The organism is Pseudorhodoplanes sp., assembly GCF_059499825.1.
In genome coordinates this window covers 365,880-389,454 of the sequence record NZ_JCABZI010000005.1, presented here as the reverse complement: position 1 = coordinate 389,454, position 23,575 = coordinate 365,880, and the positions used below count along the sequence as shown (strand labels likewise).

At 63.7% G+C, this 23,575-nt stretch carries 21 protein-coding genes; 19 read left to right on the top strand and 2 right to left on the bottom strand.

Annotated elements, in window-relative coordinates; translation table 11 throughout:
* Positions 1-49 precede the first annotated feature (49 nt).
* The 13 genes from AC5I5I_RS09015 (at position 50) to AC5I5I_RS08955 (ending at position 13,678) form a co-directional block, all read left to right on the top strand.
* On the top strand, positions 50-922 hold the full coding sequence (locus AC5I5I_RS09015; protein WP_495972061.1) for a DUF6869 domain-containing protein: 873 nt from the start codon (positions 50-52) through the stop codon (positions 920-922).
* 115 nt (positions 923-1,037) lie between these two features.
* A complete protein-coding gene (locus AC5I5I_RS09010; protein WP_495972059.1) occupies positions 1,038-2,234 on the top strand; it encodes a PQQ-dependent sugar dehydrogenase in 1,197 nt (398 codons plus the stop codon).
* 61 nt (positions 2,235-2,295) lie between these two features.
* A complete protein-coding gene (ybgC, locus tag AC5I5I_RS09005) occupies positions 2,296-2,757 on the top strand; it encodes a tol-pal system-associated acyl-CoA thioesterase (protein WP_495972057.1) in 462 nt (153 codons plus the stop codon).
* Positions 2,758-2,840: 83 nt separating this feature from the next.
* Positions 2,841-3,308: a nuclear transport factor 2 family protein gene (locus AC5I5I_RS09000; RefSeq protein WP_495972055.1), complete on the top strand. Its 468-nt coding sequence runs from the start codon at positions 2,841-2,843 to the stop codon at positions 3,306-3,308.
* Positions 3,309-3,356: 48 nt separating this feature from the next.
* A complete protein-coding gene (locus tag AC5I5I_RS08995) occupies positions 3,357-3,992 on the top strand; it encodes a TetR/AcrR family transcriptional regulator (RefSeq protein WP_495972053.1) in 636 nt (211 codons plus the stop codon).
* A 131-nt stretch (positions 3,993-4,123) separates the two neighbouring features.
* On the top strand, positions 4,124-4,561 hold the full coding sequence (locus AC5I5I_RS08990; protein ID WP_495972575.1) for a DUF2852 domain-containing protein: 438 nt from the start codon (positions 4,124-4,126) through the stop codon (positions 4,559-4,561).
* A gap of 445 nt (positions 4,562-5,006) precedes the next feature.
* Positions 5,007-5,717: a protein TolQ gene (gene tolQ, locus AC5I5I_RS08985; protein WP_495972051.1), complete on the top strand. Its 711-nt coding sequence runs from the start codon at positions 5,007-5,009 to the stop codon at positions 5,715-5,717.
* Positions 5,718-5,726: 9 nt separating this feature from the next.
* The gene (gene tolR, locus AC5I5I_RS08980; RefSeq protein WP_495972573.1) at positions 5,727-6,176 is read left to right on the top strand and encodes a protein TolR; all 450 of its coding nucleotides are present in this window, start codon (positions 5,727-5,729) and stop codon (positions 6,174-6,176) included.
* A gap of 11 nt (positions 6,177-6,187) precedes the next feature.
* Entirely contained in the window at positions 6,188-7,126 is a 939-nt protein-coding gene (gene tolA, locus AC5I5I_RS08975; RefSeq protein WP_495972049.1) for a cell envelope integrity protein TolA, read from the top strand.
* An 11-nt stretch (positions 7,127-7,137) separates the two neighbouring features.
* Positions 7,138-8,487: a Tol-Pal system beta propeller repeat protein TolB gene (gene tolB, locus AC5I5I_RS08970; protein ID WP_495972047.1), complete on the top strand. Its 1,350-nt coding sequence runs from the start codon at positions 7,138-7,140 to the stop codon at positions 8,485-8,487.
* A 286-nt stretch (positions 8,488-8,773) separates the two neighbouring features.
* Complete coding sequence (pal, locus tag AC5I5I_RS08965) at positions 8,774-9,244, top strand: peptidoglycan-associated lipoprotein Pal (RefSeq protein WP_495972571.1); 471 nt, start codon at positions 8,774-8,776, stop codon at positions 9,242-9,244.
* 119 nt (positions 9,245-9,363) lie between these two features.
* Positions 9,364-10,506 carry an efflux RND transporter periplasmic adaptor subunit gene (locus tag AC5I5I_RS08960; protein WP_495972045.1) on the top strand — a complete coding sequence of 381 codons (1,143 nt, stop codon included), beginning with the start codon at positions 9,364-9,366 and terminating at the stop codon, positions 10,504-10,506.
* A 13-nt stretch (positions 10,507-10,519) separates the two neighbouring features.
* Complete coding sequence (locus AC5I5I_RS08955; protein ID WP_495972043.1) at positions 10,520-13,678, top strand: efflux RND transporter permease subunit; 3,159 nt, start codon at positions 10,520-10,522, stop codon at positions 13,676-13,678.
* Positions 13,679-13,789: 111 nt separating this feature from the next.
* Here AC5I5I_RS08955 and AC5I5I_RS08950 read toward each other — a convergent pair whose 3' ends face one another.
* A complete protein-coding gene (locus AC5I5I_RS08950) occupies positions 13,790-14,305 on the bottom strand; it encodes a hypothetical protein (protein ID WP_495972041.1) in 516 nt (171 codons plus the stop codon).
* A 48-nt stretch (positions 14,306-14,353) separates the two neighbouring features.
* Between AC5I5I_RS08950 and ybgF the strand changes: the two genes are divergently transcribed.
* From ybgF to AC5I5I_RS08920, 6 genes are all read left to right on the top strand, one after another.
* Entirely contained in the window at positions 14,354-14,833 is a 480-nt protein-coding gene (gene ybgF / locus AC5I5I_RS08945) for a tol-pal system protein YbgF (protein ID WP_495972039.1), read from the top strand.
* Positions 14,820-15,923 carry a tRNA lysidine(34) synthetase TilS gene (gene tilS / locus AC5I5I_RS08940; protein ID WP_495972037.1) on the top strand — a complete coding sequence of 368 codons (1,104 nt, stop codon included), beginning with the start codon at positions 14,820-14,822 and terminating at the stop codon, positions 15,921-15,923. The genes ybgF and tilS overlap by 14 nt, the downstream gene beginning before the upstream one ends.
* A 189-nt stretch (positions 15,924-16,112) precedes the next feature.
* Entirely contained in the window at positions 16,113-18,038 is a 1,926-nt protein-coding gene (gene ftsH, locus AC5I5I_RS08935; RefSeq protein ID WP_495972035.1) for an ATP-dependent zinc metalloprotease FtsH, read from the top strand.
* Between the two features lie 110 nt (positions 18,039-18,148).
* Positions 18,149-18,760 (top strand): hypothetical protein, encoded by a 612-nt coding sequence (locus AC5I5I_RS08930; RefSeq protein ID WP_495972569.1) that lies wholly within the window; start codon positions 18,149-18,151, stop codon positions 18,758-18,760.
* Between the two features lie 353 nt (positions 18,761-19,113).
* Positions 19,114-20,721, top strand: coding sequence for a 2-isopropylmalate synthase (locus AC5I5I_RS08925; protein ID WP_495972033.1), 1,608 nt, complete (start codon positions 19,114-19,116; stop codon positions 20,719-20,721).
* Between the two features lie 229 nt (positions 20,722-20,950).
* Positions 20,951-21,334, top strand: coding sequence for a Spy/CpxP family protein refolding chaperone (locus AC5I5I_RS08920; RefSeq protein ID WP_495972031.1), 384 nt, complete (start codon positions 20,951-20,953; stop codon positions 21,332-21,334).
* Positions 21,335-21,396: 62 nt separating this feature from the next.
* Here the strand turns inward: AC5I5I_RS08920 and AC5I5I_RS08915 are convergent, their stop codons facing one another.
* The gene (locus tag AC5I5I_RS08915) at positions 21,397-23,409 is read right to left on the bottom strand and encodes a TRAP transporter permease (protein ID WP_495972029.1); all 2,013 of its coding nucleotides are present in this window, start codon (positions 23,407-23,409) and stop codon (positions 21,397-21,399) included.
* Positions 23,410-23,575 lie beyond the last annotated feature (166 nt).

Sequence of the window (23,575 nt, the reverse complement as noted above, 5' to 3'; positions counted from 1 at the left end):
TCACGGCCACCTTGCGCGACCAACGAACCCTGCCTTCAACGGGTGCGCCATGTCCGATTTCATCAAAGAGGCCGCCAACTGGGCGACGATGCCGATCCCCGGCGCGGAGACGCCAGAGGAGCAGGCGACGCTGTTCGATGCCATGCCGATGGCCGAACTCGCCGATACCTGGCGCGCCTTGCAGCAGATCGGATTGCGCGACAAGACCGACGGGACCTGGGCGACGTTCCACTATTTCGACTCGCTGCCGCACCGGCAGCCGGAACGCGCGCTGGATCTTATTCTGGAGCTTTTGCAGCGCGAGGCCGACATGGCACTGCTGCTGCAACTCGGCGATAAATTTGCGCCGGCGTTGATGATCAACCATGGAGCCAGTCTCATCGGCCGGCTGGAGCGCGAGGTAGCGGACAAACCGAAGCTGCGCTGGCTGCTGGGGAGTGTCTATTGGTGGACCGAGGACACGGCGCTGGAAAACAGGCTTGCCGCCATTGCCGACCGGGACGGATGGCGCGCCACCCGCGATGCGCATGAGGAGCGCAATCCGCTGATCGATTTTGCCAGACTCTCGCCGACTGACATCGCCAGAGTTTGGATCGCGCAAAACCAATGCGCCGACAAGGACCGCGACCAGAACTGGTCGGCGCTGCGCGATTACGAGAGCGAACTTCGCGTCCAGGATCCGGGGCGGGCGCTGGCGATCATCCTCGAGGTGCTCAAGATCGAGACCAATCCGAACATGCTGTCGTATCTCGCGGCCGGTCCGCTCGAAGATATGATCACGCTGGAGACGATCGGTATGATCGAATCGGAGGCGGCGAGGAATGAGCGCTTGAGATGGCTGCTGGGCGGGGTGTGGTACTACACTGCGCCGGACGAATTGAAGGCGCGGCTTGATGCGATCGTGCAGGGGCAGCACTGGTAGTTCGTCACCGCTACAGTGGCAGCTTTGTCGCGAATTGTCGCATGCAGCCTAACGCCCGCACGAATCTGCGCGCTCCGGCGTTTATGCCTTCGCACCACTTAATGCGGGGGACTGAATGCAGCGGGCCGGGATGTCGATTGCGTGGCGCGGAAGTGTGCAGCTTGCATGCGCGCTGGCGGTGTCTGCCTTTGTGCTCTCGTTTTCCTCACACGGCATGGCGCGCACCAGCCCGGTACCGGACGAGACCGAGACCGAGATTGTGGAATACGAACCCATGCGCATCGGCGGCGCGTTCGAGTTCCCGTGGTCGATCGCGTTCCTGCCGGACCGTTCGCTGCTGCTGACAGAGCGCATGGGCCGACTCCGGCAGATTCGCCCGGACGGCACCGTGCGCGACATTACGGGCCTGCCGCCGATATTCTCGTCGGGACTGGCCGGTCTGCTGGACGTCGCGGTCGATCCCGACTTCGCCAAGAATCGACAGATTTACCTTTCGCATGTCCATGGCAGCGCCAAGCATTCGACAATCCGGGTGATACGGGCGCAGCTCAGCCGCGACGACAACCGACTGATCGGAAAGTCCGTGATCTTCGAAAGCACCGGCGCCGAGAAGGACGAGCAGTATGGTGGCCGCCTGGCCGTCACGCGCGACGGGTATCTGTTTTTGACCGTCGGCGATCGCTGGGAACAGGATCGGGCGCAACGTCTTGACGATCACCTCGGTACCGTCATCCGGATCCGCACCGATGGCAGCGTGCCGCCGGACAATCCGTTCTACGGCCGGAAGGATGCGAAGCCGGAAATCTGGAGCTTCGGCCATCGCAACGCGCAAGGCCTCGCCTTCGACGAGGACCGTGGCCACCTTTATGCCGTCGAGCACGGGCCGATGGGGGGCGACGAACTGAACCGGATCGAACGCGGTCGCAATTACGGCTGGCCGGTCATTTCGCATGGCATCGCCTATGACGGAACACCGATCCCGGGCGGCAGGGCCCAAGACGGCATGGAGCAGCCGGCGCATGTGTTCGGCGAACCGCCGGCGCAGGCTCCTTCCGGCCTCGCAATCGACAGCGCCGGCGGTAGCCCAATTCTGTGGGTCGGCACATTGGCCGGTCAGGCGCTGCTGCGGCTCGACTGGGACGGCGAGGGCTGGCGCGAGACCCGGCTGCTGCATGAGCGACTCGGCCGTATCCGCGATGTCCGGGTCGGGCCGGACGGCCTGCTCTATGTCATCACAGATGACCTGGAGGGCGGGCTCTACCGGATCGATCCGATCATCGAGCAGGCGGGGCAGCCGCGTCCCGCGCGCTGATGTTGGTATCGCCGGGAAGCTTGCTATAACGCGCGCTTCCGCAAGCGAGCGACGCTGACCTATGACATCCGTTCCTCTCGACGGCGAACTGCGTGACGGGCGCCACACTTTCATCGTGCGCGTCTATTACGAGGACACCGACTTCACCGGCATCGTCTATCACGCCAATTACCTGCGCTACATGGAGCGGGGCCGAACGAACTATCTGCGGCTGATCGGGGCCGATCATCGCGTGCTGTTCGAGCAGACCGAGGAGGAGGCCCCGGGCTTCGCTTTCGTGGTGCGCTCGATGACGCTGGATTTCCTCAAGCCCGCGCGCATGGACGACATTCTCACGATCGTCAGCGAGCCGAACGAAGTGAAGGGCGCCTCCGTCACCATCCGGCAGCGGGTGATGCGCGGCGATGACTTGCTGGTGCAGGCGGATGTGCGCGTCGCTTTTATTTCCGGCGGGCGGGCGAAGCCGATCCCTAAGCCGCTGCGGATCGCGATGAAGGCGGACCAGGACGCGGCGAGCGCCTGAACCGCACCTGCACTGCGCTTGACTCCATGCGAGCCTGATCGGCAAAACGTTACGGCCGGTTAGCCAGAAGCAGGGAGCCCTGCATGTCGCGTCCGCCGTTTCCACCCTTCACCGAAGAGACCGCACGGCAGAAAGTCCGCATGGCCGAGGATGCCTGGAATTCTCGCGATCCGGTGAAGGTGTCGCTCGCCTACACGCCGGACTCGACATGGCGCAACCGTTCGGAATTTTTCGTCGGTCGCGACGCGATCGTGGATTTCCTTACCCGCAAATGGGCCAAGGAGCACGATTATCGCCTGATCAAGGATCTCTGGGCGTTTCACGGCAATCACATCGCGGTGCGCTTCCAGTATGAGTGGCACGACGAGAGCGGCGCCTGGTTTCGCTCCTATGGCAACGAGCAATGGGAGTTCGACGAAGCCGGGCTGATGAAGCGGCGCGAGGCCTCGATCAACGACGTTGCGATCGGGATCGAGGACAGGCGGTTCTTCTGGGACGCGCCCGGACGGCGTCCGGACGATGTGCCGGGGCTTGCGGCCGTTCCATTTTGAACGGCCGCCCATCGACGTGGCCCTTCGACGCATGTTAACCCCCTTCACATGGTCTGGAAACGCGGCAGCGGCCCGGAACGCGGCTATCACCACGGCAATCTGAAAGAAGCCTTGGTGCGCGCGGCGCTTGCCTTGATCGCCGAGAAGGGGCCGGCCGGCTTCACCTTCGCGGATGCCGCCCGCTGGGCCGGCGTCAGCGCCGCCGCGCCCTATCGCCATTACCGGGACCGCGAAGAGTTGCTCGCCGACGTCGCGCGGCGCGGCTTCGACGAATTTACCGACCGCCTCTTAAAAGCGTGGGACCAGGGAAAGCCCGATCCCCAAACCGCTTTCCAGCGTCTCGGCAAAAGCTATCTGGACTTTGCGCGCTCCGAACCCGCTTTCTACTCCGCCATGTTCGAGGCGGGAGTTCCGCCAGACGCCAACCCGGAACTCCGTGCAGCCGGCGACCGGGCCTTTGCGGTTGTTCGCTCCGCCTGCGAGGCGATTTCCCTGCTGCTGCCGAAGGACAAGCGGCCGCCGGCTTTGATGATGGCGCTGCACATCTGGGCGCTTTCGCACGGCATCGCGTCTCTGTTCGCGCGCGGCGACGGATCGCAGCGGGTGCTGCCAATGTCGGCGGAGGACCTGTTGGAAGCGGGAGTCCTTGTCTATCTGAGTGGTCTCGGCCTGCACGGGCGATAAGCCCGGCTTTGTGCCTCGAGGCAGACCTGAAATGACGCAACCGTGAAGCGCGCGCCTTGACGGGAGGGCAGAGCGCCGTTATGTAAATGTTATTAACATTCACATCTCGCCATGAGGATGCGATGAACGCGATGACACTCACGGACAAGATCGACGACTACGGCAGGCCAGCCTGGATCCTTCTGACGGTCCTCGGCTTCGTCGTGTGGTGGCCTATCGGCCTCGCCCTCCTGGCCTTTACGGTATGGAGCGGTCGAATGGCTTGCAGTCGCTACGGCATGGAACGCTGGCAGAACAAAATGACCCGCATGCAGGAGAAGATGGACCGCGTGCGCACCCAGATGCAGGGTGGTGGCGGTGCAGGCTTCTGGTCGCCGCCGTCGTCCGGCAACCGCGCCTTCGACGAATACCGTGCCGAAACGCTTCGCCGGCTCGAGGACGAGCAGCGTGAATTCCAGGAATTCCTGGTCCGTTTGCGCGAAGCCAAGGACAAGGCCGAATTCGACCAGTTCATGGCCGACCGGCGCGGACGCCCCGACATCACGCCCCCGTCACCGTCTCAGGCGTAACCGTCTCGCGTATCGTTACGCCTCGAATGCCCGCCGGTGATGAACCGGCGGGCGTTTTCATTTCGGTTCCACGGTCCCGGTGCGAAATGGATGCGCGCGACCCGCGAGTCTGAGGAGTTTCGCGACGACCGGGCTCTGGTCGTCATCCCCCCGGACTGGCCGCGCCGCGGCCGAGACAAATCGTAGCGAATCCGTAACCAATCCTTAACCACATTAGGCGCTGGTAGCAGGGAGGGAGACCCGGCCACGCCCTAGTTTGGCCAAGTTTCGCGGGGATTTCGTCGACCTTGCCGGAGGTGGACGGCGGCGTCTTCGCAATAATCGGATCTGTGTGCCGCGTTCGCCAACGGACGCGACCCGGTTTCCGATTTGGGACGGACACAGGCGTGCGACGTTTTGTCGGGCTGTCGAGCAATGGGCTGACGCGAGCCCGGAGAGACTTCGTATGGAAACCGACGTAGCGCAGTCGGCTCTGCCCGTTGCCGCGGATCTGTCGATTCTCGGCCTGTTCTGGCAGGCGCATTGGGTCGTGAAGGCCGTGATGATCGGGTTGCTGGCCTGCTCGATCTGGGTCTGGGCGATCGCGATCGACAAGTTCCTGCTGTTTCGCCGCACCAAGTCGGCGATGGACCGCTTCGAACAGGCCTTCTGGTCCGGTCAATCGCTCGAGGAGTTGTATCGGTCGCTCTCGGCCAAGCCGACGCATTCGATGGCCGCGTTGTTCGTGGCCGCGATGCGGGAATGGAAGCGCAGCTTCGAGGGGCATGCACGCTCCTTTGCCGGTCTGCAGCAGCGCATCGACAAGGTGATGGACGTCACCATCACGCGTGAGATCGACCGGCTGGAGCGCCGCTTGCTGGTGCTGGCGACCGTGGGGTCGGCCGGTCCTTTCGTCGGACTGTTCGGCACCGTCTGGGGCATCATGAACAGCTTCCAGTCGATCGCGGCCTCGAAGAACACCTCGCTCGCGGTGGTGGCGCCGGGCATCGCGGAAGCATTGTTCGCAACCGCGATTGGCCTTGTTGCGGCCATTCCGGCGACGATTTTCTATAACAAGTTCGTGTCAGAGGTGAACAAGCAGGCGCATCGGCTGGAAGGCTTTGCCGACGAATTCTCGGCGATTCTGTCGCGTCAGATCGACGAGCGGGGAACCTGACCGATGGCGATGGGTGGCGGAAGCGCGGGGGTCCAGGGCGGAAGCCGGCGGCGGCATAGCCGCAAGCCGGTCATGGCCGAAATCAACGTCACCCCCATGGTCGACGTTATGCTGGTGCTGCTGATCATCTTCATGGTGTCGGCGCCGCTGCTCACCGTCGGTGTGCAGATCGACCTGCCGCAGACCCAGGCCAAGAGCCTGAGCCAGGACAAGGAGCCGCTGACAGTCACCGTCAATACCAAGGGCGAAGTCTATCTGATGAATTCGGAGATCAAGGTCGAGGAGCTCATTGCCAAGCTCAAGGCGATCACCGAAGCGCGCGGCGGCGCCGACGAGCGCATTTACGTGCGTGGCGACAAGAACGTGAATTACGGTACTGTGATGCGGGTGATGGGGAGGCTGTCGGCGGCGGGCTTTCGCCGTGTTGCGCTTGTTACCGAGGTTGAACAGGGGACCTGATCCGCAGGGACATGAGGACTGGGCTCGCCATATCGAGTGTCGTGCATGCGTCCGCCTTGCTGTGGGCGGTGCTGACATTCGCCTCCAGTCCGCTGGATTCGATGCCGACGGAATCGCTGCCGGTCGACATTATTTCGCCGACGGAATTCAGCCAGCTCACTGCCGGCTCCAAGACCGCCAAGCTCCAGGAGGCGCCCAAGCCGCTGGTCGAAAAGGAAGGCGAGAAGAAGCAGGTCGAGGATCACACCGCCAAGATTTCCGAGAAGAAGGAAATCCAGGCGACCAAGAACGAGCAGACGCCGCCCAAACCGGTCGAGAAAACCGAAACCAAGCCCGATCCGAAGCCGGAGCCGCCGAAACCCGCGCAGCCGGCAGAGGCGAAGCCCGAACCGAAGCCAGAAGAAAAGCCTGATCCGATTGCCGAAGCCCTGAAGAAGGACGAGAGCAAGAAGAAGGAAGAGCAGAAGAAGCAGCAGGCACAGAAGGCCGTTCCGACGCCGCCGAAGAAGCAGCCGCCGAAAAAGCAGCCCGAATTCAATCCGCAACGCATCGCGGCACTGCTCGACAAACGCGAGCCGACCCGTCAGGCCGCGACAGGAGATTCCATCAATCGCTCCGCGTCGCTCGGCATTCCGACCGGCACGGCGGCGACGCTGTCGCAGAATGAACTCGATGCGCTGCGCGCCCGCCTGAAGCAGAATTGGTCGGTGCCGCCGGTCGCGGAAAAGATTGTGATCCGGATGGTGATCCGGCTGACGCCGGACGGACGGCTCGCATCGCCGCCGCAGGTCATGACGCGTGGCAGCGGGGCGGCCTTCGAGGCGTTCCGCGACAGTGCCGTGCGGGCGGTGATGGTCAGCCAGCCCTTCAACATGCTGCGCCGGGAAACCTATGAGACCTGGCGCGAGATCGACATCGATTTCGACGAACGCACGATGTTTGGATTTTGACAGAAACGATCATGACTGAAACCAGCAAATTTCATTCGGTGCTTACCCGGCGCAAGGCGCTCATTCTCGGAGCCGGCGCGCTCGGCGCGGCGTCGACTTTCCGGCTGCGCGATGCCGCCGCGCAGGTCCGGCTGCAGATTACCGAAGGCAATTTCCAGCCGATGCCGATCGCGATCCCGGACTTCTTCGGCAACAATGCCGATGCCGAGACCGCGCGTAACGTGTCGGGTATCGTCACCAACAACCTGCGCAGGTCCGGGCTGTTCGCGCCGATCGATCCTGCGGCCTTCATCCAGAAGCTGTCCGGCGCCGATGCGCCGCCGAATTTTCCCGACTGGCGTGCGATCAAGGCGCAGGCGCTGGTTGCCGGCCAGGTGGTGCGGCAGGGCGACGGACGCCTGCATGCGCGCTTTCGGCTTTACGACGTCTTCGGCGGACAGCAGCAGGCCGGCCAGCAATACACCACAACGCCGGAAAACTGGCGTCGCATTGCGCATATCATCTCGGATGCGATCTACGAGCGGCTGACAGGCGAGAAAGGCTATTTCGACACCCGCGTTGTCTTCGTCGACGAAAGCGGTCCGAAGGACCGCCGCGTCAAGCGTCTCGCCATCATGGATCAGGACGGCGCCAATGTGCGCTATCTCACGCGCGGCGACGATCTGGTGCTGACTCCGCGCTTTTCGCCGTCGACCCAAGAAATCACCTACATGTCGTTCGGGCAGGGCGACCCGCGCGTCTATCTTCTCAATATCGAAACCAACCAGCGCGAAGTCGTCGGTAATTTCCCGGGCATGACGTTCTCGCCGCGTTTCTCGCCGGACGGCCAGCGAGTGATCATGAGCCTGCAACAGGGCTCGAACTCGAATCTCTTCGTGATGGATCTGCGCTCTCGCGCCACGACGCGGCTGACGCAATCGCCTGCGATCGATACCGCTCCGTCCTATTCGCCGGACGGCGCGCGCATCTGCTTCGAATCTGACCGCGGCGGCTCGCAGCAGATTTATGTCATGGCCTCGACCGGCGGTCCGGCGCAGCGCATCAGTTTCGGCGAAGGCTCGTATTCGACGCCGGTCTGGTCGCCACGCGGCGATACCATCGCCTTCACCAAACAGGGCGGTGGACGCTTTGCGATAGGCCTCATGCGCGTCGATGGCTCCGGCGAACGCATCCTGACGGAGGGGTTCCACAACGAGGGACCGACCTTTGCGCCGAACGGACGCGTGATCATGTTCTTCCGCGAGGGAGGTGGGCAGGGCGGCCCCTCGCTGTATTCGGTCGACATCACCGGTCGCAACGAGCAGCGGATACCGACGCCTAGTTTTGCATCAGATCCTGCGTGGTCGCCGCTCTTGTCCTGATTTTCAGCGGCCGGAGCGTTGCGCGGCGGACGCACCTGAGATGTCCACCCGCGAGAATCGAAATTAGAGGTCGATTCGCCGCATTTTCGGCGTTAAGCGATGAGTAACCATTAACAATGGTTTGCGCCAAACGGCCGCGTTTCGGTGCGCTTTGTAGGGTCCCGTCAAGGTTGACGGAAGGTTCGCTTAACGATCCGGGCCTAAACCTTTCCGGTACGTAGTGAATGGAGTCACCAGGATGATTGCTGTGAGACAATCCCTGCGCCACTTGGACTTGCGTGGATTGATGCGCGCGATCGGGCTGATCGGCGTGCTGGCCGCCTCGCTCGCGGTGTCGGCTTGCGCGAACAAGCCCGGCGATCAGACCGCGGGCGCCGGTGGACCTGCCACCCCCGGCAGCCAACAGGATTTCGTCGTCAATGTCGGCGATCGCGTGTTCTTCGAATCGGACCAGTCCTCGCTGACGCCCCAGGCGCGCGCGACACTGGACAAACAGGCGCAATGGCTGGCGCGGTACTCGCAATACAGCTTCACGATCGAAGGTCACGCCGACGAGCGCGGCACCCGCGAATACAACATCGCCCTCGGCGCGCGCCGGGCGCAGACCGTGCGCGAATATCTGTCGTCACGCGGGGTCAATCCTCAGCGGATGCGCACCATCTCCTATGGCAAGGAGCGGCCGGTCGCAGTCTGCGACGATATCTCGTGCTGGTCGCAGAACCGCCGCGCGGTCACGGTGCTGAACGCCAGTTCTTAAGACAGCGACGTGACATTCGGCTGACGAATTGACTTTCTGGTGAACCGGCGTCCGCAAGGGCGCCGGTTTTGGTTTTGCTCCTTGCCAAAACGCCAATGGCGCGGGATCGTAGTTTTGCCATGATCCGACGAATCTCCCCCCTGATCGCCCTGTCGTTTGCCGGCCTCGTCGCCGGATGCGAAGAAGCCAATCGCTATGTGCCGCCGCCGCCACCGCAGGTGGCGGTCGCCAATCCGCTGAGCACGAAGGTGACCGCCTATCTCGAGGAGACGGGTACGCTCGCTGCCGTGAACTCGGTCGATCTGGTGGCGCGCATTCCCGGTTTCGTGACCGCGATCCAGTACACCGACGGCACCTTTGTGAAGAAGGGAACGCCGCTGTTCCAGATCGAGCCCCCTCCCTATAAGGCGAAATGGGATCAGGCGATTGCGGCGGTGGATGCTGCCAAGGCGCAACTTGCCAATTCGCAGGCCGAGTTCGAACGGCAAGCCGATCTGGTGAAGCGTCAGGTCTCGACGCAGGCGAATTACGACAAGGCGCTCGCGCAGCGCGACAGCGACAAGGCCAACCTCGAGGCGCAGCAGGCCAATGCGGAGGTTGCGCAGATCAATTACGGCTATACCCAGGTGTCGGCGCCATTCGATGGCATCGTGTCGGCACGCCTGATTTCGGTCGGCGAATATGTCGGCGCCAACAACACCCCGACCAAGCTTGCCACCATCGTACAGGTCGACCCGATCTGGGTGAATTTCAACATCAACGAGCAGGACGTTCAGCGCATCCGCGCCGAGCGCGCCAAGCTCGGCCTGACCAGCAACGACGTGAACAACATCCCGGTCGAGGTCGGGCTGCAGACCGACACCGGCTTTCCCTACAAAGGACACTTGGACTATGCCGCGCCGACGCTGACATCCGGCACCGGCACGCTGGCGGTGCGCGGCATCATCGACAATCCGAATGCCGCGCTGCTGCCCGGCTATTATGTCCGCGTGCGGGTGCCCGGTCCGGGCCAGGAGCGGCTTCTCGTTCCGGACGTGGCCATCGGATCGGATCAGGGCGGCCGTTATGTTCTCGTGCTGAACGCCGAGAACGTCATCGCGCAACGCAAGATCACGCCGGGCCAGCTTGTCGGCCCGATGCGCGTGGTTCTCGATGGGCTCAAGTCCGACGACCGCGTTGTGGTCGACGGGCTGCTGCGTGCCATTCCGGGGCAGAAGGTCGATCCCAAGGTCGAGACCCTGACTGCGCCGTCGCAGACCTGATCGAGGACGCAGGGTGATTTCAAAATTCTTCATCGAGCGGCCGGTCCTCGCCAACGTCCTTGCGATCCTGATGGTCGTGGTCGGTCTGGTCGCCCTCATCAACCTGCCGGTCTCGCAATATCCGAACGTCACGCCGCCGACGGTGCAGGTGACGACCTCGTATCCGGGTGCGAGCGCGCGCGTGGTGGTCGATACCGTGGCGCTGCCGATCGAGCAGCAGGTCAACGGCGTCGAGGACATGCTCTACATGCAGTCCACCAGCGCGGCGGACGGCACCTACAACCTGATCGTCACCTTCAAGATCGGCACCGACCTGGATTTCGCGCAGGTGCTGGTGCAGAACCGCGTCTCGAGCGCGCTGTCGCAATTGCCTGATGCGGTGCAGAAGCAGGGCGTCACGGTCCAGAAGAAGTCGACCGCGATCCTGATGTTCGTGACGCTGACGTCGCCGGACAAGAGCCGCGACAGCCTGTTCCTCGCCAATTACGGAACCATCAGTCTGCGCGACGAGCTGTCGCGCGTCTCGGGCGTCGGCAACGTGAATGTGTTCGGCGCCGGCCAGTATTCGATGCGCATCTGGCTCGACCCGAACAAGCTTTACGGGTTCGACCTGACGCCGCAGGACGTGATCAGCGCATTGCGATCGCAAAGCCAGGAGGTCGCGGCCGGCCAGATCGGCATTCCGCCGGTGCCGAAGGGGCAGGACTTCCAGTACACCATCGACATCACCGGCCGGCTCAACGAGGTCGAGCAATACGAGAATGTCGTGGTCAAGACCGGCTCCGGAGCCGGCGGCCAGTTCATCCGCATCAAGGATGTCGGACGTGTCGAACTGGGTGCCCAGACCTACAGCCAGATCTTCACGCAGGATGGAGATCCCGCGGCCGCGCTCGGCATTTTCCAGACACCCGGCGCAAACGCACTTGCAGTCAAGCAACTCGTCTCCGCCAAGATGGACGAGCTGTCGAAAGCCTTCCCGCCGGGCGTCCAGTATCAGATCCCCTTCGACACCACGAAATTCGTCAACGCCTCGATCAACGAGGTGTATCGCACGCTGATCGAGGCGGCGGTGCTGGTGCTGATCGTGATCCTGATCTTCCTGCAGGACTGGCGCGCCATGCTGGTGCCGGCGACGACCGTGCCGGTCACCATCATTGGCGCTTTCGCCGGCATGTGGGCGCTCGGCTTCACCGTTAATCTCTCTACGCTGTTCGCGATCGTGCTGGCGATCGGTATCGTCGTCGACGACGCGATCGTGGTGGTGGAGGGCGCCGCGCACAATATCGAGCGCGGCATGAGCGGGCACGACGCGTCGATCAAGGCGATGGACGAATTGTTCGGGCCGATCATCGGCATCACCCTGGTGCTGATGTCGGTGTTTATCCCGGCCGCATTCCTGCCGGGGCTGACCGGGCAGATGTACGCGCAATTTGCGCTGGTCATTGCCGCGACCGCGCTGCTCAGCGCCATCAACGCCGCCACCTTGAAGCCGACCCAATGCGCGCTCTGGCTGCGTCCTTCCGTGCCGCAGGAACAGCGCAACTTCGCCTTCCGCGCCTTCAACCGCGGATACCAGGCCTGCGAGCGCGCGTATGTGCGGCTGATCGGGGCGATGGTGCGCCATGCCGCTGTCGTGGGTGTGATCGCGCTGATGATCATCGGCGCGGCCGGTTACGGCCTGTCGCGGATTCCGACCGGCTTCCTGCCGATCGAAGACCAGGGCTATCTGCTGGCCACCGTGCAATTGCCGGATGGCGCATCGCTGGAGCGGACCAACGCCGCGCTGCAGAAGGCCGCCGAGATCGCGCGCAAGGTTCCCGGCGTCGAAAATACGCTGTCGATCGCGGGCGTCTCCGCGCTGGACAACAACGCGACCCTCGCCAGTTCCGGCGTGATCTACATCATCCTGAAAGACTGGAGCGTGCGCGGCAAGGACGAGCAATTGCTGCCGCTGTTCACCAAGCTCTCTCGTGAATACGACCAGATCATGGAGGCGAAGATCGCCGTCCTGCCGCCGCCGCCGATCCAGGGCATCGGCAATGCCGGCGGTTTCACCATGATGGTGCAACTGCGCGACGGCTCGTTCGATTTCACCAAGCTGCAGGCCATCACCAACCAGATCGTCAGCAACGCGCAGTCGCAGACCGGATTGCAGCGCGTGCAGACCTCGTTCCGTGCCGACGTCCCGCAGTTGATCGTCGAGGTCGACCGGGTGAAGGCGCAAACGCTGTTCGTGCCGGTCAACGCGGTATTCGAATCGATATCGAGCTATCTCGGCTCGACCTATGTCGCGCAATTCAACAAGTTCGGCCGCACGTTCCAGGTCTATGTGCAGGCCGACGCGCAATATCGCGTCAAGCAGAGCGACATCGACAAGCTGTCGGTGCGCAGCGACAAGGGCGACATGGTGCCGGTCGGCACGCTGGTGAAGATCACGCCGTCGGTGGGACCGTCGCTGATCACGCTCTACAATCTTTATCCGGCCTCCACCGTCATCGGTCTGCCGGCGTCCGGCTTCTCCTCGGGCGAAGCGCTGTCGCTGATGGAGCAGATTGCGAACCGGACGTTGCCGCGCGGATCGTATTTCGAATGGACGGCCATGTCGTATCAGGAGAAGACCGTCGGCAATCAGATGTATATCGTGTTCGCGCTGGCCATGCTGCTCGTCTATCTGGTCCTCGCTGGCCAGTATGAGAGCTGGTATGCGCCGGTCTCGATCATCCTCTCGGTGCCGCTGGCGCTCGTCGGACCCGTGCTGGCGCTGAAGGGCCTCAAGCTCGACAACAACCTCTACACCCAGATCGGTCTGGTCCTGCTCATCGCGCTGGCCGCCAAGAACGCGATTCTGATCGTCGAGGTGGCGCGCGAACACCGCGTGCGCGACGGCAAGCCCATTCTCGAAGCCGCTGTCGACGCCGCCCGTGCCCGTTTCCGTGCGATTCTGATGACGTCCTTCGCCTTCATCATCAGCATGGTGCCGCTGGTGCTGGCGAGCGGCGCGGGCGCCAGTGCCCGCAAGTCGATCGGCCTGACTGTGTTCACCGGCATGATCGCCTCGACCTGTCTCGCGGTGCTGTTCGTGCCGTCGCTGTTCGTGCTGATCCAGCGCTTCGAGGAATGGCTGCAATCGCGAAAGAAGCCGAAAGTGGCGGCGCCGAGTTCGGCGGGATGAGCGCGCCAAACGGTCGCGCATCCGGCAAGTCATAATTTCGACGCCTCGCCGCCTATGCTATGGTCTTGTATCCCCGTCCAGAGTTGCTGTCTCATGCGCCTGAAGCCGCATCTATTTGTCATCGCCCTGACGACCCTGTTTTGGGCTGTCGTTCCCGCGTCGGCGCAGATGTCCGCGTCCGATCTGGTGATGCGGCTTGAGGCGCTGGAGAATCAGGTCCGCCAGCTCACCGGTCAGGTCGAGCAGTTGCAGTTCCGCAATCAGCAACTCGAGCAGCAGGTACGAGGCGGCGCAGGCATGGCCGAACCCGCACAGCGCGCGCAGCCACAGCGCCCCCCGATGCAGCAGCAACCATCGATGCAGCAGCAGCCGATGCAGCAACAGCCGATGCCGATGCCCGGCCGCCGGTCCGAAGCGGACCTGCCGCCGCCTGATCAGGGTGCCGACCAGCGTTACGGGATTGATCCGCGTGCCCCCGGGGCGGACCCCCGCTACGCTCATCGCGACAATCCGAATGCCGCTGCCATGCCGGCCCCCGGCGGACGGCGGGGCGATGCCTTCGACCCGAATGCAAGTCCGGCCGCGCCCGGTGCGCCGCGACCGCTTGGTGCCCTGCCGGCCGGTCAACCGTCGGCACCGGTTGCCGACAACGAGGTCGGCGGTCCTGGAGCCCCCATGGATCTGGACCCGTCACGTCGCGGGATTGCGGTGCCGCCTTCGCCGCAGCAGCAGATGGGGGGTACGGGCGTCGCGGCGGTGCAGCCGCCCGGCAATTCGCCGCGCGATTATTTCGATCTCGGCGTCGGCTTTATCCGGCAGAAGGATTATGCCTCGGCCGAACAGACATTCCGGGATTTCCTCGAGCGGTTTCCCTCCGACCGGCTCGCGCCCGACGCCAATTACTGGCTTGGCGAAAGCCTGTTCAACCGCAGGCAATATCAGGAAGCGGCCGAGGTCTATCTCGTGGTGACCACCAAATACGAGACCGCCTCCCGCGCGCCGGATTCGCTTCTTCGGCTTGGCCAGTCGCTCGCGGCGATCCGGCAGAAGGAAATGGCCTGCGCATCCTTCGCCGAGGTTGCACGTAAATATCCGCGATCGTCGGTTGCCGTGAAACAGGCGGTCGAGCGGGAACAGAAGCGTGTCGGCTGCTGACGCCCAACCGGTATCGGCTGCCGAGGCGCGCAAGCTGTTCGCGCCGTTCGCGGATCAGCGCAAGATCGTGATTGCGGTGTCCGGAGGACCCGATTCCACCGCGCTGCTCTGGCTTGCGTCGCATTGGCGCGCCACACGCAACGATGCCCCGGAATTGATCGCGGTCACGGTCGATCATGGCCTGCGCCCGGAGGCCCGGGTTGAGGCGAACGCGGTCGGGCTCCTCGCGCAACGGCTCGGTGCCGCGCATCGCATCCTGCGCTGGGTGGGTGCGAAGCCGAAGACCGGCATCCAGGAGGCCGCCCGCAACGTGCGCTATGCCCTCATCGCGCAGGAAGCTAAGCGCGTTTCCGCCGGTCAGATCCTGACCGCGCACACGCTGGACGATCAGGCGGAAACGGTTCTGTTGCGGCTGCTCTGCGGCAGCGGGCCTGCCGGATTGCAGGCGATGACGGAGCGCGCTCCCTATCCCGGCGAGCCCGCGCTTTCGCTTGCGCGACCGTTCCTGTCTCTGCCCAAAGCGCGCCTGCTGGCCACGCTGCGCGAGGCGGGACTTCCGTTTGCCGACGATCCGAGCAACCGCGATCCTCGCCACACCCGGCCGCGCCTGCGACAGATCATGCCCCAGCTCGCGGCCGAGGGGCTGACCGCCGAGCGGCTCGCGACCCTGGCGAAGCGCCTGCAGCGCGCGGATGCCGCCTTGCGCCATGCCGTGGCTGCGGCCTCGGAGCGGGTCGCGCTCACGGCCTGGGAGGAGGGTGGCCGGATCGTATTCGACCGCAAGGATTTCGTCGCTTTGCCGGCCGAAATCGGGCTCAGGCTTCTCGGCCAGGCAATCGGGGATGCCGGAAATGAGGGGCCGGTCGAACTCGGCAAGCTGGAAACGCTATTTGCGGCCCTGGCGCAGGCGCCGGGCGGGACCGGCTTTCGCCGCACGCTGGCCGGCGCAATGGTCACTGCGACCTCCGCCGAACTGGTCATCGAGCGGGCACCCCCGCGCCGGCAACGGCCGGGGACGTCCGCCGGGCGCCGCATTCCGGTCTTAACCACGGGGAAAACTGGTCCATTCGGACAGGCTGGGACGCGTTAGAGTGGTTCCGCCTTGGGGGTGGCGGCCGGCGGCGGTTTGCAGGCCGGTTCACTTGGCAGGCGGGGTCAGCAGACATACATTGCAGCGGCGGGGGGTAAGTTTCAGAGCCCTCTCCCGCCTGCACCTGATGGAAGTCGCTCTCTGGATGCAAGTTGCGCTCTGGACGGTGCGGTTCAACAAGGACACGTGATGAACGCAAATCTTCGGAATTTCGCCCTCTGGGTGATCATCGTCCTGTTGGTCCTTGCCCTCTTCACCCTGTTCCAGTCGCCCAGCCAGCGCCAGGCGTCGCAGGACATTTCCTTTTCGCAGCTGCTGACCGAAGTCGATGCCGGCCGGGTCCGGGACGTTGTCATCCAGGGTCAGGAGATCCACGGCACCTTCACCGATCTGAAGCCGTTCACCACCTACGCCCCGAACGACCCGACCCTGGTCCAGCGCCTCTACGGCAAGGGGGTGACCATCACCGCCCGCTCGCCGCAGGAGCAGGTGCCGTGGTTCGTGCAATTGCTGGTCTCCTGGCTGCCATTCATCGCGCTGTTCGGCGTGTGGATTTTCCTCTCGCGACAGATGCAAGGCGGCGCCGGCAAGGCGATGGGCTTCGGCAAGTCGCGCGCCAAGCTGCTGACCGAAGCGCATGGCCGGGTGACCTTCGAGGACGTCGCCGGTGTCGACGAAGCCAAGCAGGATTTGCAGGAGATCGTCGAATTCTTGCGTGACCCCTCGAAATTCCAGCGCCTCGGCGGACGCATTCCGCGCGGCGTATTGCTGGTCGGCCCTCCGGGAACGGGTAAGACGCTCATCGCTCGCGCCGTCGCGGGTGAAGCGAATGTGCCGTTCTTCACGATTTCCGGCTCGGACTTCGTCGAGATGTTCGTCGGCGTCGGCGCGAGCCGTGTGCGCGATATGTTCGAGCAGGCCAAGAAGAACGCGCCCTGCATCATCTTCATCGACGAAATCGACGCGGTCGGCCGTCATCGCGGTGCCGGCCTCGGCGGCGGTAACGACGAGCGCGAGCAGACGCTCAACCAGCTGCTGGTCGAGATGGACGGCTTCGAGGCGAACGAGGGCATCATCCTGATCGCCGCCACCAACCGCCCCGACGTGCTGGATCCCGCACTGCTGCGTCCGGGCCGCTTCGACCGTCAGGTCATCGTGCCGAACCCGGATGTGGTCGGCCGCGAGCAGATCCTGAAGGTGCATGTCCGCAAGGTGCCGCTGGCGCCGGACGTCAACCTGAAGACCATCGCACGCGGCACGCCCGGATTCTCCGGCGCCGACCTCATGAACCTCGTCAACGAAGCGGCGCTTATGGCGGCCCGGCGCAACAAGCGCATGGTCACCCAGCACGAATTCGAGGACGCCAAGGACAAGGTGATGATGGGCGCCGAGCGCAAGTCGCTCGTCATGACCGAAGAAGAAAAGATGCTGACCGCCTATCACGAAGGCGGCCATGCCATCGTCGCGCTCAACGTCAAGGCCACCGATCCGGTGCACAAGGCCACCATTATCCCGCGCGGCCGTGCGCTGGGCATGGTCATGCAATTGCCGGAACGCGACAAGTTGTCGATGAGCTTCGAACAGATGACCTCGCGGCTCGCCATCATGATGGGCGGCCGCATCGCCGAGGAAATGATCTTCGGTCACGACAAGGTCACGTCGGGTGCGCAGTCCGACATCGAGCAGGCGACCCGGCTCGCGCGTATGATGGTGACGCGCTGGGGCTTCTCGAAAGAGCTGGGCACCGTCGCCTATGGCGAAAACCAGGAAGAGGTGTTCCTCGGCCACTCGGTGTCGCGCCAGCAGAATATCTCCGAGGAGACCGCGAGGAAGATCGACATCGAGGTGCGGCGGCTGGTCGAGGAAGGCCTCAACGAGGCGCGTCAGATATTGACTGATCGGCGCGAGGAACTCGAAATCCTGGCAAAGGGCCTGCTCGAATACGAGACTCTCTCGGGCGACGAAATCAAGGACCTGATCGCCGGCAAGCCGCCGGTGCGCGAGGGCTTCACCGAGCCGACGCAACCGCGGGCCTCCGCGGTGCCGCCGGCTGGCAAGACCCGGCCACGGCCCGAACCGCCGACCGGGGATATCGCGCCTCAGCCGCAGGGTTGATCCGGCCTGACATGAAAACGCCCGCCGCTCGGCGGGCGTTTTTTATTGCGCCGGGCGTGACATCGCGTTGAGGTTTCACCGCCTTGCGTAATGTCGCGCTATAAGTGCGCATGCCCCTGCAGTCTCGCGTCACGCCTTCAGGTGAACTTGTCGCCGACCCCGCGCGCGGTTTGTTCATGGGCAATCGCGGCGGACGCATCCACCGCGATGACCGTACGCTCGGCAATCGTCGTTATGCGTCCAAGCAATGGATCTGCTGCCGGCTCGACTTCAAAGGCCGCCAGCGCAGCGTCTGGGGCGGTGGCTATACCGAATTGTTCTTTCTCGATGAGGTCACTGCGCTGGCGGCCGGTCATCGCCCCTGTTTCGAATGCCGGCGCGCGCACGCGCTGGCCTTCGCCGGAGCGTGGCAGCGCGCCGTCGGATATCGTCCGTCGGCCCCGGCGATGGATCACATCCTTCACGCCGAACGCCTGATCGGCCGGGAAAAACGCACGCACCGCCGCAACATCGACGATCTTCCCGATGCGACGATGATCCTGCGTGAAGGCGCTGCTTTCGCCGTGCGCGGCGACGCCATCCTGAGATGGTCGCCAGTGGGCTACACCGGACGATGCGTGCGTCCGGTGTCGACGATTGTCGACGTGTTGACGCCTCCGTCGATCGTGACGGTGCTGGCCGCAGGCTATGCCCCGCACTGGCATCCTGATGCCGCCGGTTGAGAGCCGGGATTAGCGGCTCATGTGCAGCCGCTTGCAGAAACACCCCTGGGTCCGCTAAAAGACCCCTGCAAAAGCCAGCGGTTAACACCACATTAACTGCGGCACTGCACTCTAACGGTCTGTTTTTCGAGGGTTTTTCGGCATGTCCGCGCAGGACTTCCATCGCGCGACGAAACGGGGGGCGGTCGACGCCCGGCCCGGTGCTGCCCTCATTCTCGGCGGTCTCCTGCTCCTTACGCGCCCCTGAGGGCCGGCTGGGCTTTGTTGCCTGGGTGCTCAGGGGTTCGCGAGACGGAAAGCCCTGAAATCGCGCCCTTCAAAGCGGCGCAGGACGAGACAAGGATCACACTCCCATGACCACGGCCCAGACCACGGCCACCACCGCCGACACCCAGCGCTCCGACAAGGACCGCGTCGTCATTTTCGACACCACCCTGCGCGACGGCGAGCAATGCCCGGGCGCAACCATGACCCATGATGAAAAGCTCGAAGTCGCCGAGCTGCTGGACGAGATGGGCGTCGACGTCATCGAGGCCGGCTTCCCGATCGCCTCGGAAGGCGATTTCGCCGCCGTGCAGGAGATTGCCCGGCGCTCCAAGAACGCGGTGATCTGCGGTCTGTCTCGCGCGGCGCCGAAGGACATCGACCGCTGCGCGGAAGCGATCCGCCCGGCGGCCCGCAAGCGGATCCATACCTTCCTGTCGACCTCGCCGGTCCACATGAAGTGGAAGCTGCAGAAGGAGCCGCACGAAGTCTACGAGATGGTGATCGGCCAGGTGACGCGGGCGCGCAGCCATACCGACGACGTCGAATGGTCGGCAGAGGACGGCACCCGCACCGAGCACGATTTCCTGTGCCGCTGCGTCGAGGCCGCGATCAATGCCGGCGCCACCACGATCAATATCCCCGACACGGTGGGCTACACCACGCCGGAGGAATATGCGGCGCTGTTCCGGATGGTGCGCGAGCGGGTGCCCAATTCTGACCGCGCGGTCTTCTCGGTGCATTGCCATGACGATCTCGGCATGGCGGTGGCGAATTCGCTGGCCGGCGTGACCGGCGGTGCACGCCAGATCGAATGCACGATCAATGGCATCGGCGAACGCGCCGGCAATGCCGCGCTGGAAGAAGTCGTGATGGCGATCAAGACCCGCAACGACGTGCTGCCGTTCTGGACCGGCATCGACGCCACCATGCTGACGCGTGCGTCGAAGCTGGTGTCGGCCGCGACCTCTTTCCCGGTGCAATACAACAAGGCGATCGTCGGACGGAATGCATTCGCGCATGAGAGCGGCATCCATCAGGACGGCATGCTGAAGAATACCCAGACCTACGAGATCATGCTGCCGGAAAGCGTCGGCGTGAAGCAGACCTCGCTGGTCATGGGCAAGCATTCCGGCCGTCATGCCTTCGTGCACAAGCTGGAAGAACTGGGCTACAAACTCGCCGCCAATCAGCTGGAAGACGCCTTCGTGCGGTTCAAGGCGCTGGCCGACCGCAAGAAGCACATCTACGACGAGGATATCGAGGCGCTGGTCGACGAGGAGATCGCGCACGAGCACGATCGCATCACGCTGACCTCGCTGACGGTGATCGCCGGCACCCGCGGTCCGCAATCGGCGACGCTGGAACTCGATATCGACGGCCGCCAGCAGACGGTGCAGTCGACCGGCAATGGTCCGGTGGATGCGATCTTCAACGCCATCAAGGCGCTGGTGCCGCATGAGGCCGTGCTGGAATTGTATCAGGTGCACGCGGTGACCGAGGGCACCGATGCGCAGGCGGAAGTCTCCGTGCGCCTCGCGCAGGGCGATTATTCGGTGACCTCGCGCGGGGCCGATCCGGATACGCTGGTGGCGTCGGCAAAGGCCTATCTGGGCGCGCTCAACAAGCTGATCAGCCGGCAGACACGACACGCCGACGGAGGCCGCCGGCGGATCCATTCCACGGATGTGGGATAGTCCTTGCGTCGTGCTTTCCTTCCCCGAAGGGGGAGGGAAAGCACGGCGATCTGCGGGCGCCGCAATGCCTCATTCCGGCCCCATTAAGTGTCGGATTTTGAAAGATTTATTGATCTTGCGTTAACCGGTTCCGTGTTGTCGGAACGGCCCGCCTGCGCTACCCCGCATTGCAGCAATCACAGACATCGCGGGGTTCTCAATGTGGAAGGCGTTTGTCGCCGGTCTATTCGTGCTGGCTTTTTCCGGGTCCATCGCAACCTCCGTCCCGGCCTCTGCCGACCCGGGCCGGCTCGAGGCCGGTATCGCCCGCTTCAAGGCCGCGCTGCGCCTGACGCCCGCGCAGGAGCGGCATTGGCCGCGGGTTGAAGCGGCTCTTCGTTCCCTGGCGAGTGAAGGCGAGCGTCAGCAGGTGGCGGACGCTTCCGGAAATTCCGGCTTCTTCGGGCGCGTGGGAACGCGCGCGACCGAAATGGCGATGAGCGCATCGTCGATGCGCCGGCTGGTGTCCGCGGCACGGCCACTCGTCAACTCGCTCGATCAGGAACAAAAGCGCGAAGCGGTCACGCTCGCACGGGCGATGGGCTTCGGAAGCCTGGCCGCGCGTCTCCAATAGCCGCGTCGGGCAACATCGCGAAATCTCAAGGCCGCTCCCTGGAGCGGCCTTTTTCTTGCCTGTCAGCCGATGTCGCGCTTTGCTTCGGCGACAAGGGCGGACAAATCGCCGCTCGCGTCGGCGACTTCCGAATGCTCGCCCAGCGACGCCGGCGGTGCGATCAGCCGGTGCCGCCAGATGCCGACGATGGTCATGACCGCTGCCAACGGCGCCGCCGCCATCGCCCAGCCATCGCTTGGATAGAACAGCACGAACAGCGACAATGCTCCCGTCAGCAGCCGCAATCCGGTATCGGCGGACCGGTTCGTCAGGAAGCGACCGAACATCGCAAAGGCGAAGCCGCAGGTGCCGATCATGACCAGCACCGTATCGGTGAATTGCAGCCAGCCGGTCGTCACCACCATGTTCGAGCGGGTGAAGATCGCAAAGGTCATCAGCGTGATTGGCAGGCAGATTTTCAGCGCTTCCCACATCGTTCTCATGAACGACGCTTCCGCGATGCGGGCCGATATCGCCGCCGTCAGCGACGTCGGCGGCGACAACTCGCCCCAGACCGAAATCAGGAACACGAAGAAATGCGCAACCCACGGGTTGACGCCGAGAGCGACCAGCGGCTGCACGATGATGACGGCGCCGATGATGTAGGTCGCGGTCGGCGGCAATCCGGCGCCGACCAGCCAGCCGAAGATATAGGCCATCGCGATCATGGCCAGGATATTCCACGAGCCGAGATCAAGCAGCGTGGCGCCCATCCGGTTGATGAAACCGGTGACCGTGAACAGGCCTATCATGATGCCGAGCGTCGCTAGCAGCAGCGTCAGGTAAGACGTCATGTCGCCATGGGTCTCGATGCTGAGCCTGATATTGCCGAGCAAGGTTTCCTCGGCGACCTGCGGATCCTTCAGGACATGCTTGAAATAGAGGAAGTTCGCCATCAGGACGAAAAACATGAAGCCGGCGGTATAGAGCGCGGCTAGCAACTCGCCGGTGCCGACATATCCCATCAGGAAGATGAGAAAGAGCACCGAAACGAAGAAGATCGAGGTCTTCACCTGGTCGTAGGTCACAACCGGCGGAGAAGCGATCTCGTCGCGGGGCAGGAGCCGCACGCACAGAAGATACACCGCAAGCGCCAGCGACACGTAATAGACGGCTGCCAGCGCGAAGCCGCGGGCCACGACGTCCCAATACGGCACGCCGAGAAATTCCGACATCAGGAATGCGCCGATGCCCATCAGCGGCGGCATCAGCAGCCCGCCCATTGATGCCGCAGTTTCCACCGCGGCGGCAAAGGTCGCCGGAACGCCGTAGCGTTTCATCAGCGGAATCGTGATGCTTCCCACCACGACCGCGTTTGCGGACCCGCTGCCGCTGATCGTGCCGACGGCGAGCGAGCCGAGCACTGCCGTCTGCGGCACCATCTGCCGTGACCGCCCGGCGAGCCTCCGCATCACGTTGATCATGGCACTCTGGGCGCCGAATCCGCGCGCGGCCGCAGCCAGCAGCAGGAAGGCGGCGATCACCGTCAGCGCAATCTGTCCATAGATCCCGTAGATGCCGGTCGACATCTCGACGGTGCTGGACGTCACGACACGATGGAAGGTTGTGCCGGGGTGCCAGAAAAAGTCGAACGGGCTGAGATAGCCGTACAGCGTGTAGAAGACGAGGACGAGGTTGATCCAGAACAGAGCCGGATGCGCCAGCCGCGATAGCTCCATCACCAGCAGAAACATCAGCAGGCCGCAGATGAAGTCCTCGCGCGTGTACGAACCCTGGCGGTAGATGGCGATCTCCTCGAACTCCCACCAGAAATGCCAGAACGCATAGAGCGCGATGGCGATATAGGCGATGACGAGGATGTCGTTCACGCGTGGTGGCAGCCACTTGTAGAAATAGCCTTCGCGGTACATGAAAAGAATCTGGAGAATGATCGCGATCGGAATCAGCCGCGATGCCAGTTCCTGGGGGCCGCCGGCGCCGGTATAGAAATAATAGAGCAGCCAGCTCAGCAGGACTGTCGAGAAAAACAGAATAACGTTGTTGAGGCTGAAATGCCTCCTGATCCCCTCGGACATCATCGCCGTCCCCATCGTCGGCTTGTCTTTGTTTTATTGTTGGTCTTTTGTCGTTGCCCGGTGCGTGCGCGGCCGCCGCGCAGCGGAGCAACAGGTCAGTTCACATCTGAAGAAAACGGGCGAGGGGACGCGCCTGCCCGCGCATCCCCCCGCCCGAAAATTATCG

Coding starts and splice junctions, on each gene's coding strand:
- AC5I5I_RS09015 (WP_495972061.1), top strand. CDS start 50: ATGTCCGATTTCATCAAAGAGGCCGCCAACTGGGCGACGATGCCGATC.
- AC5I5I_RS09010 (WP_495972059.1), top strand. CDS start 1,038: ATGCAGCGGGCCGGGATGTCGATTGCGTGGCGCGGAAGTGTGCAGCTT.
- ybgC (WP_495972057.1), top strand. CDS start 2,296: ATGACATCCGTTCCTCTCGACGGCGAACTGCGTGACGGGCGCCACACT.
- AC5I5I_RS09000 (WP_495972055.1), top strand. CDS start 2,841: ATGTCGCGTCCGCCGTTTCCACCCTTCACCGAAGAGACCGCACGGCAG.
- AC5I5I_RS08995 (WP_495972053.1), top strand. CDS start 3,357: ATGGTCTGGAAACGCGGCAGCGGCCCGGAACGCGGCTATCACCACGGC.
- AC5I5I_RS08990 (WP_495972575.1), top strand. CDS start 4,124: ATGACACTCACGGACAAGATCGACGACTACGGCAGGCCAGCCTGGATC.
- tolQ (WP_495972051.1), top strand. CDS start 5,007: ATGGAAACCGACGTAGCGCAGTCGGCTCTGCCCGTTGCCGCGGATCTG.
- tolR (WP_495972573.1), top strand. CDS start 5,727: ATGGGTGGCGGAAGCGCGGGGGTCCAGGGCGGAAGCCGGCGGCGGCAT.
- tolA (WP_495972049.1), top strand. CDS start 6,188: ATGAGGACTGGGCTCGCCATATCGAGTGTCGTGCATGCGTCCGCCTTG.
- tolB (WP_495972047.1), top strand. CDS start 7,138: ATGACTGAAACCAGCAAATTTCATTCGGTGCTTACCCGGCGCAAGGCG.
- pal (WP_495972571.1), top strand. CDS start 8,774: ATGCGCGCGATCGGGCTGATCGGCGTGCTGGCCGCCTCGCTCGCGGTG.
- AC5I5I_RS08960 (WP_495972045.1), top strand. CDS start 9,364: ATGATCCGACGAATCTCCCCCCTGATCGCCCTGTCGTTTGCCGGCCTC.
- ybgF (WP_495972039.1), top strand. CDS start 14,354: ATGGATCTGGACCCGTCACGTCGCGGGATTGCGGTGCCGCCTTCGCCG.
- ftsH (WP_495972035.1), top strand. CDS start 16,113: ATGAACGCAAATCTTCGGAATTTCGCCCTCTGGGTGATCATCGTCCTG.
- AC5I5I_RS08930 (WP_495972569.1), top strand. CDS start 18,149: ATGCCCCTGCAGTCTCGCGTCACGCCTTCAGGTGAACTTGTCGCCGAC.
- AC5I5I_RS08925 (WP_495972033.1), top strand. CDS start 19,114: ATGACCACGGCCCAGACCACGGCCACCACCGCCGACACCCAGCGCTCC.
- AC5I5I_RS08915 (WP_495972029.1), bottom strand. CDS start 23,409: ATGTCCGAGGGGATCAGGAGGCATTTCAGCCTCAACAACGTTATTCTG.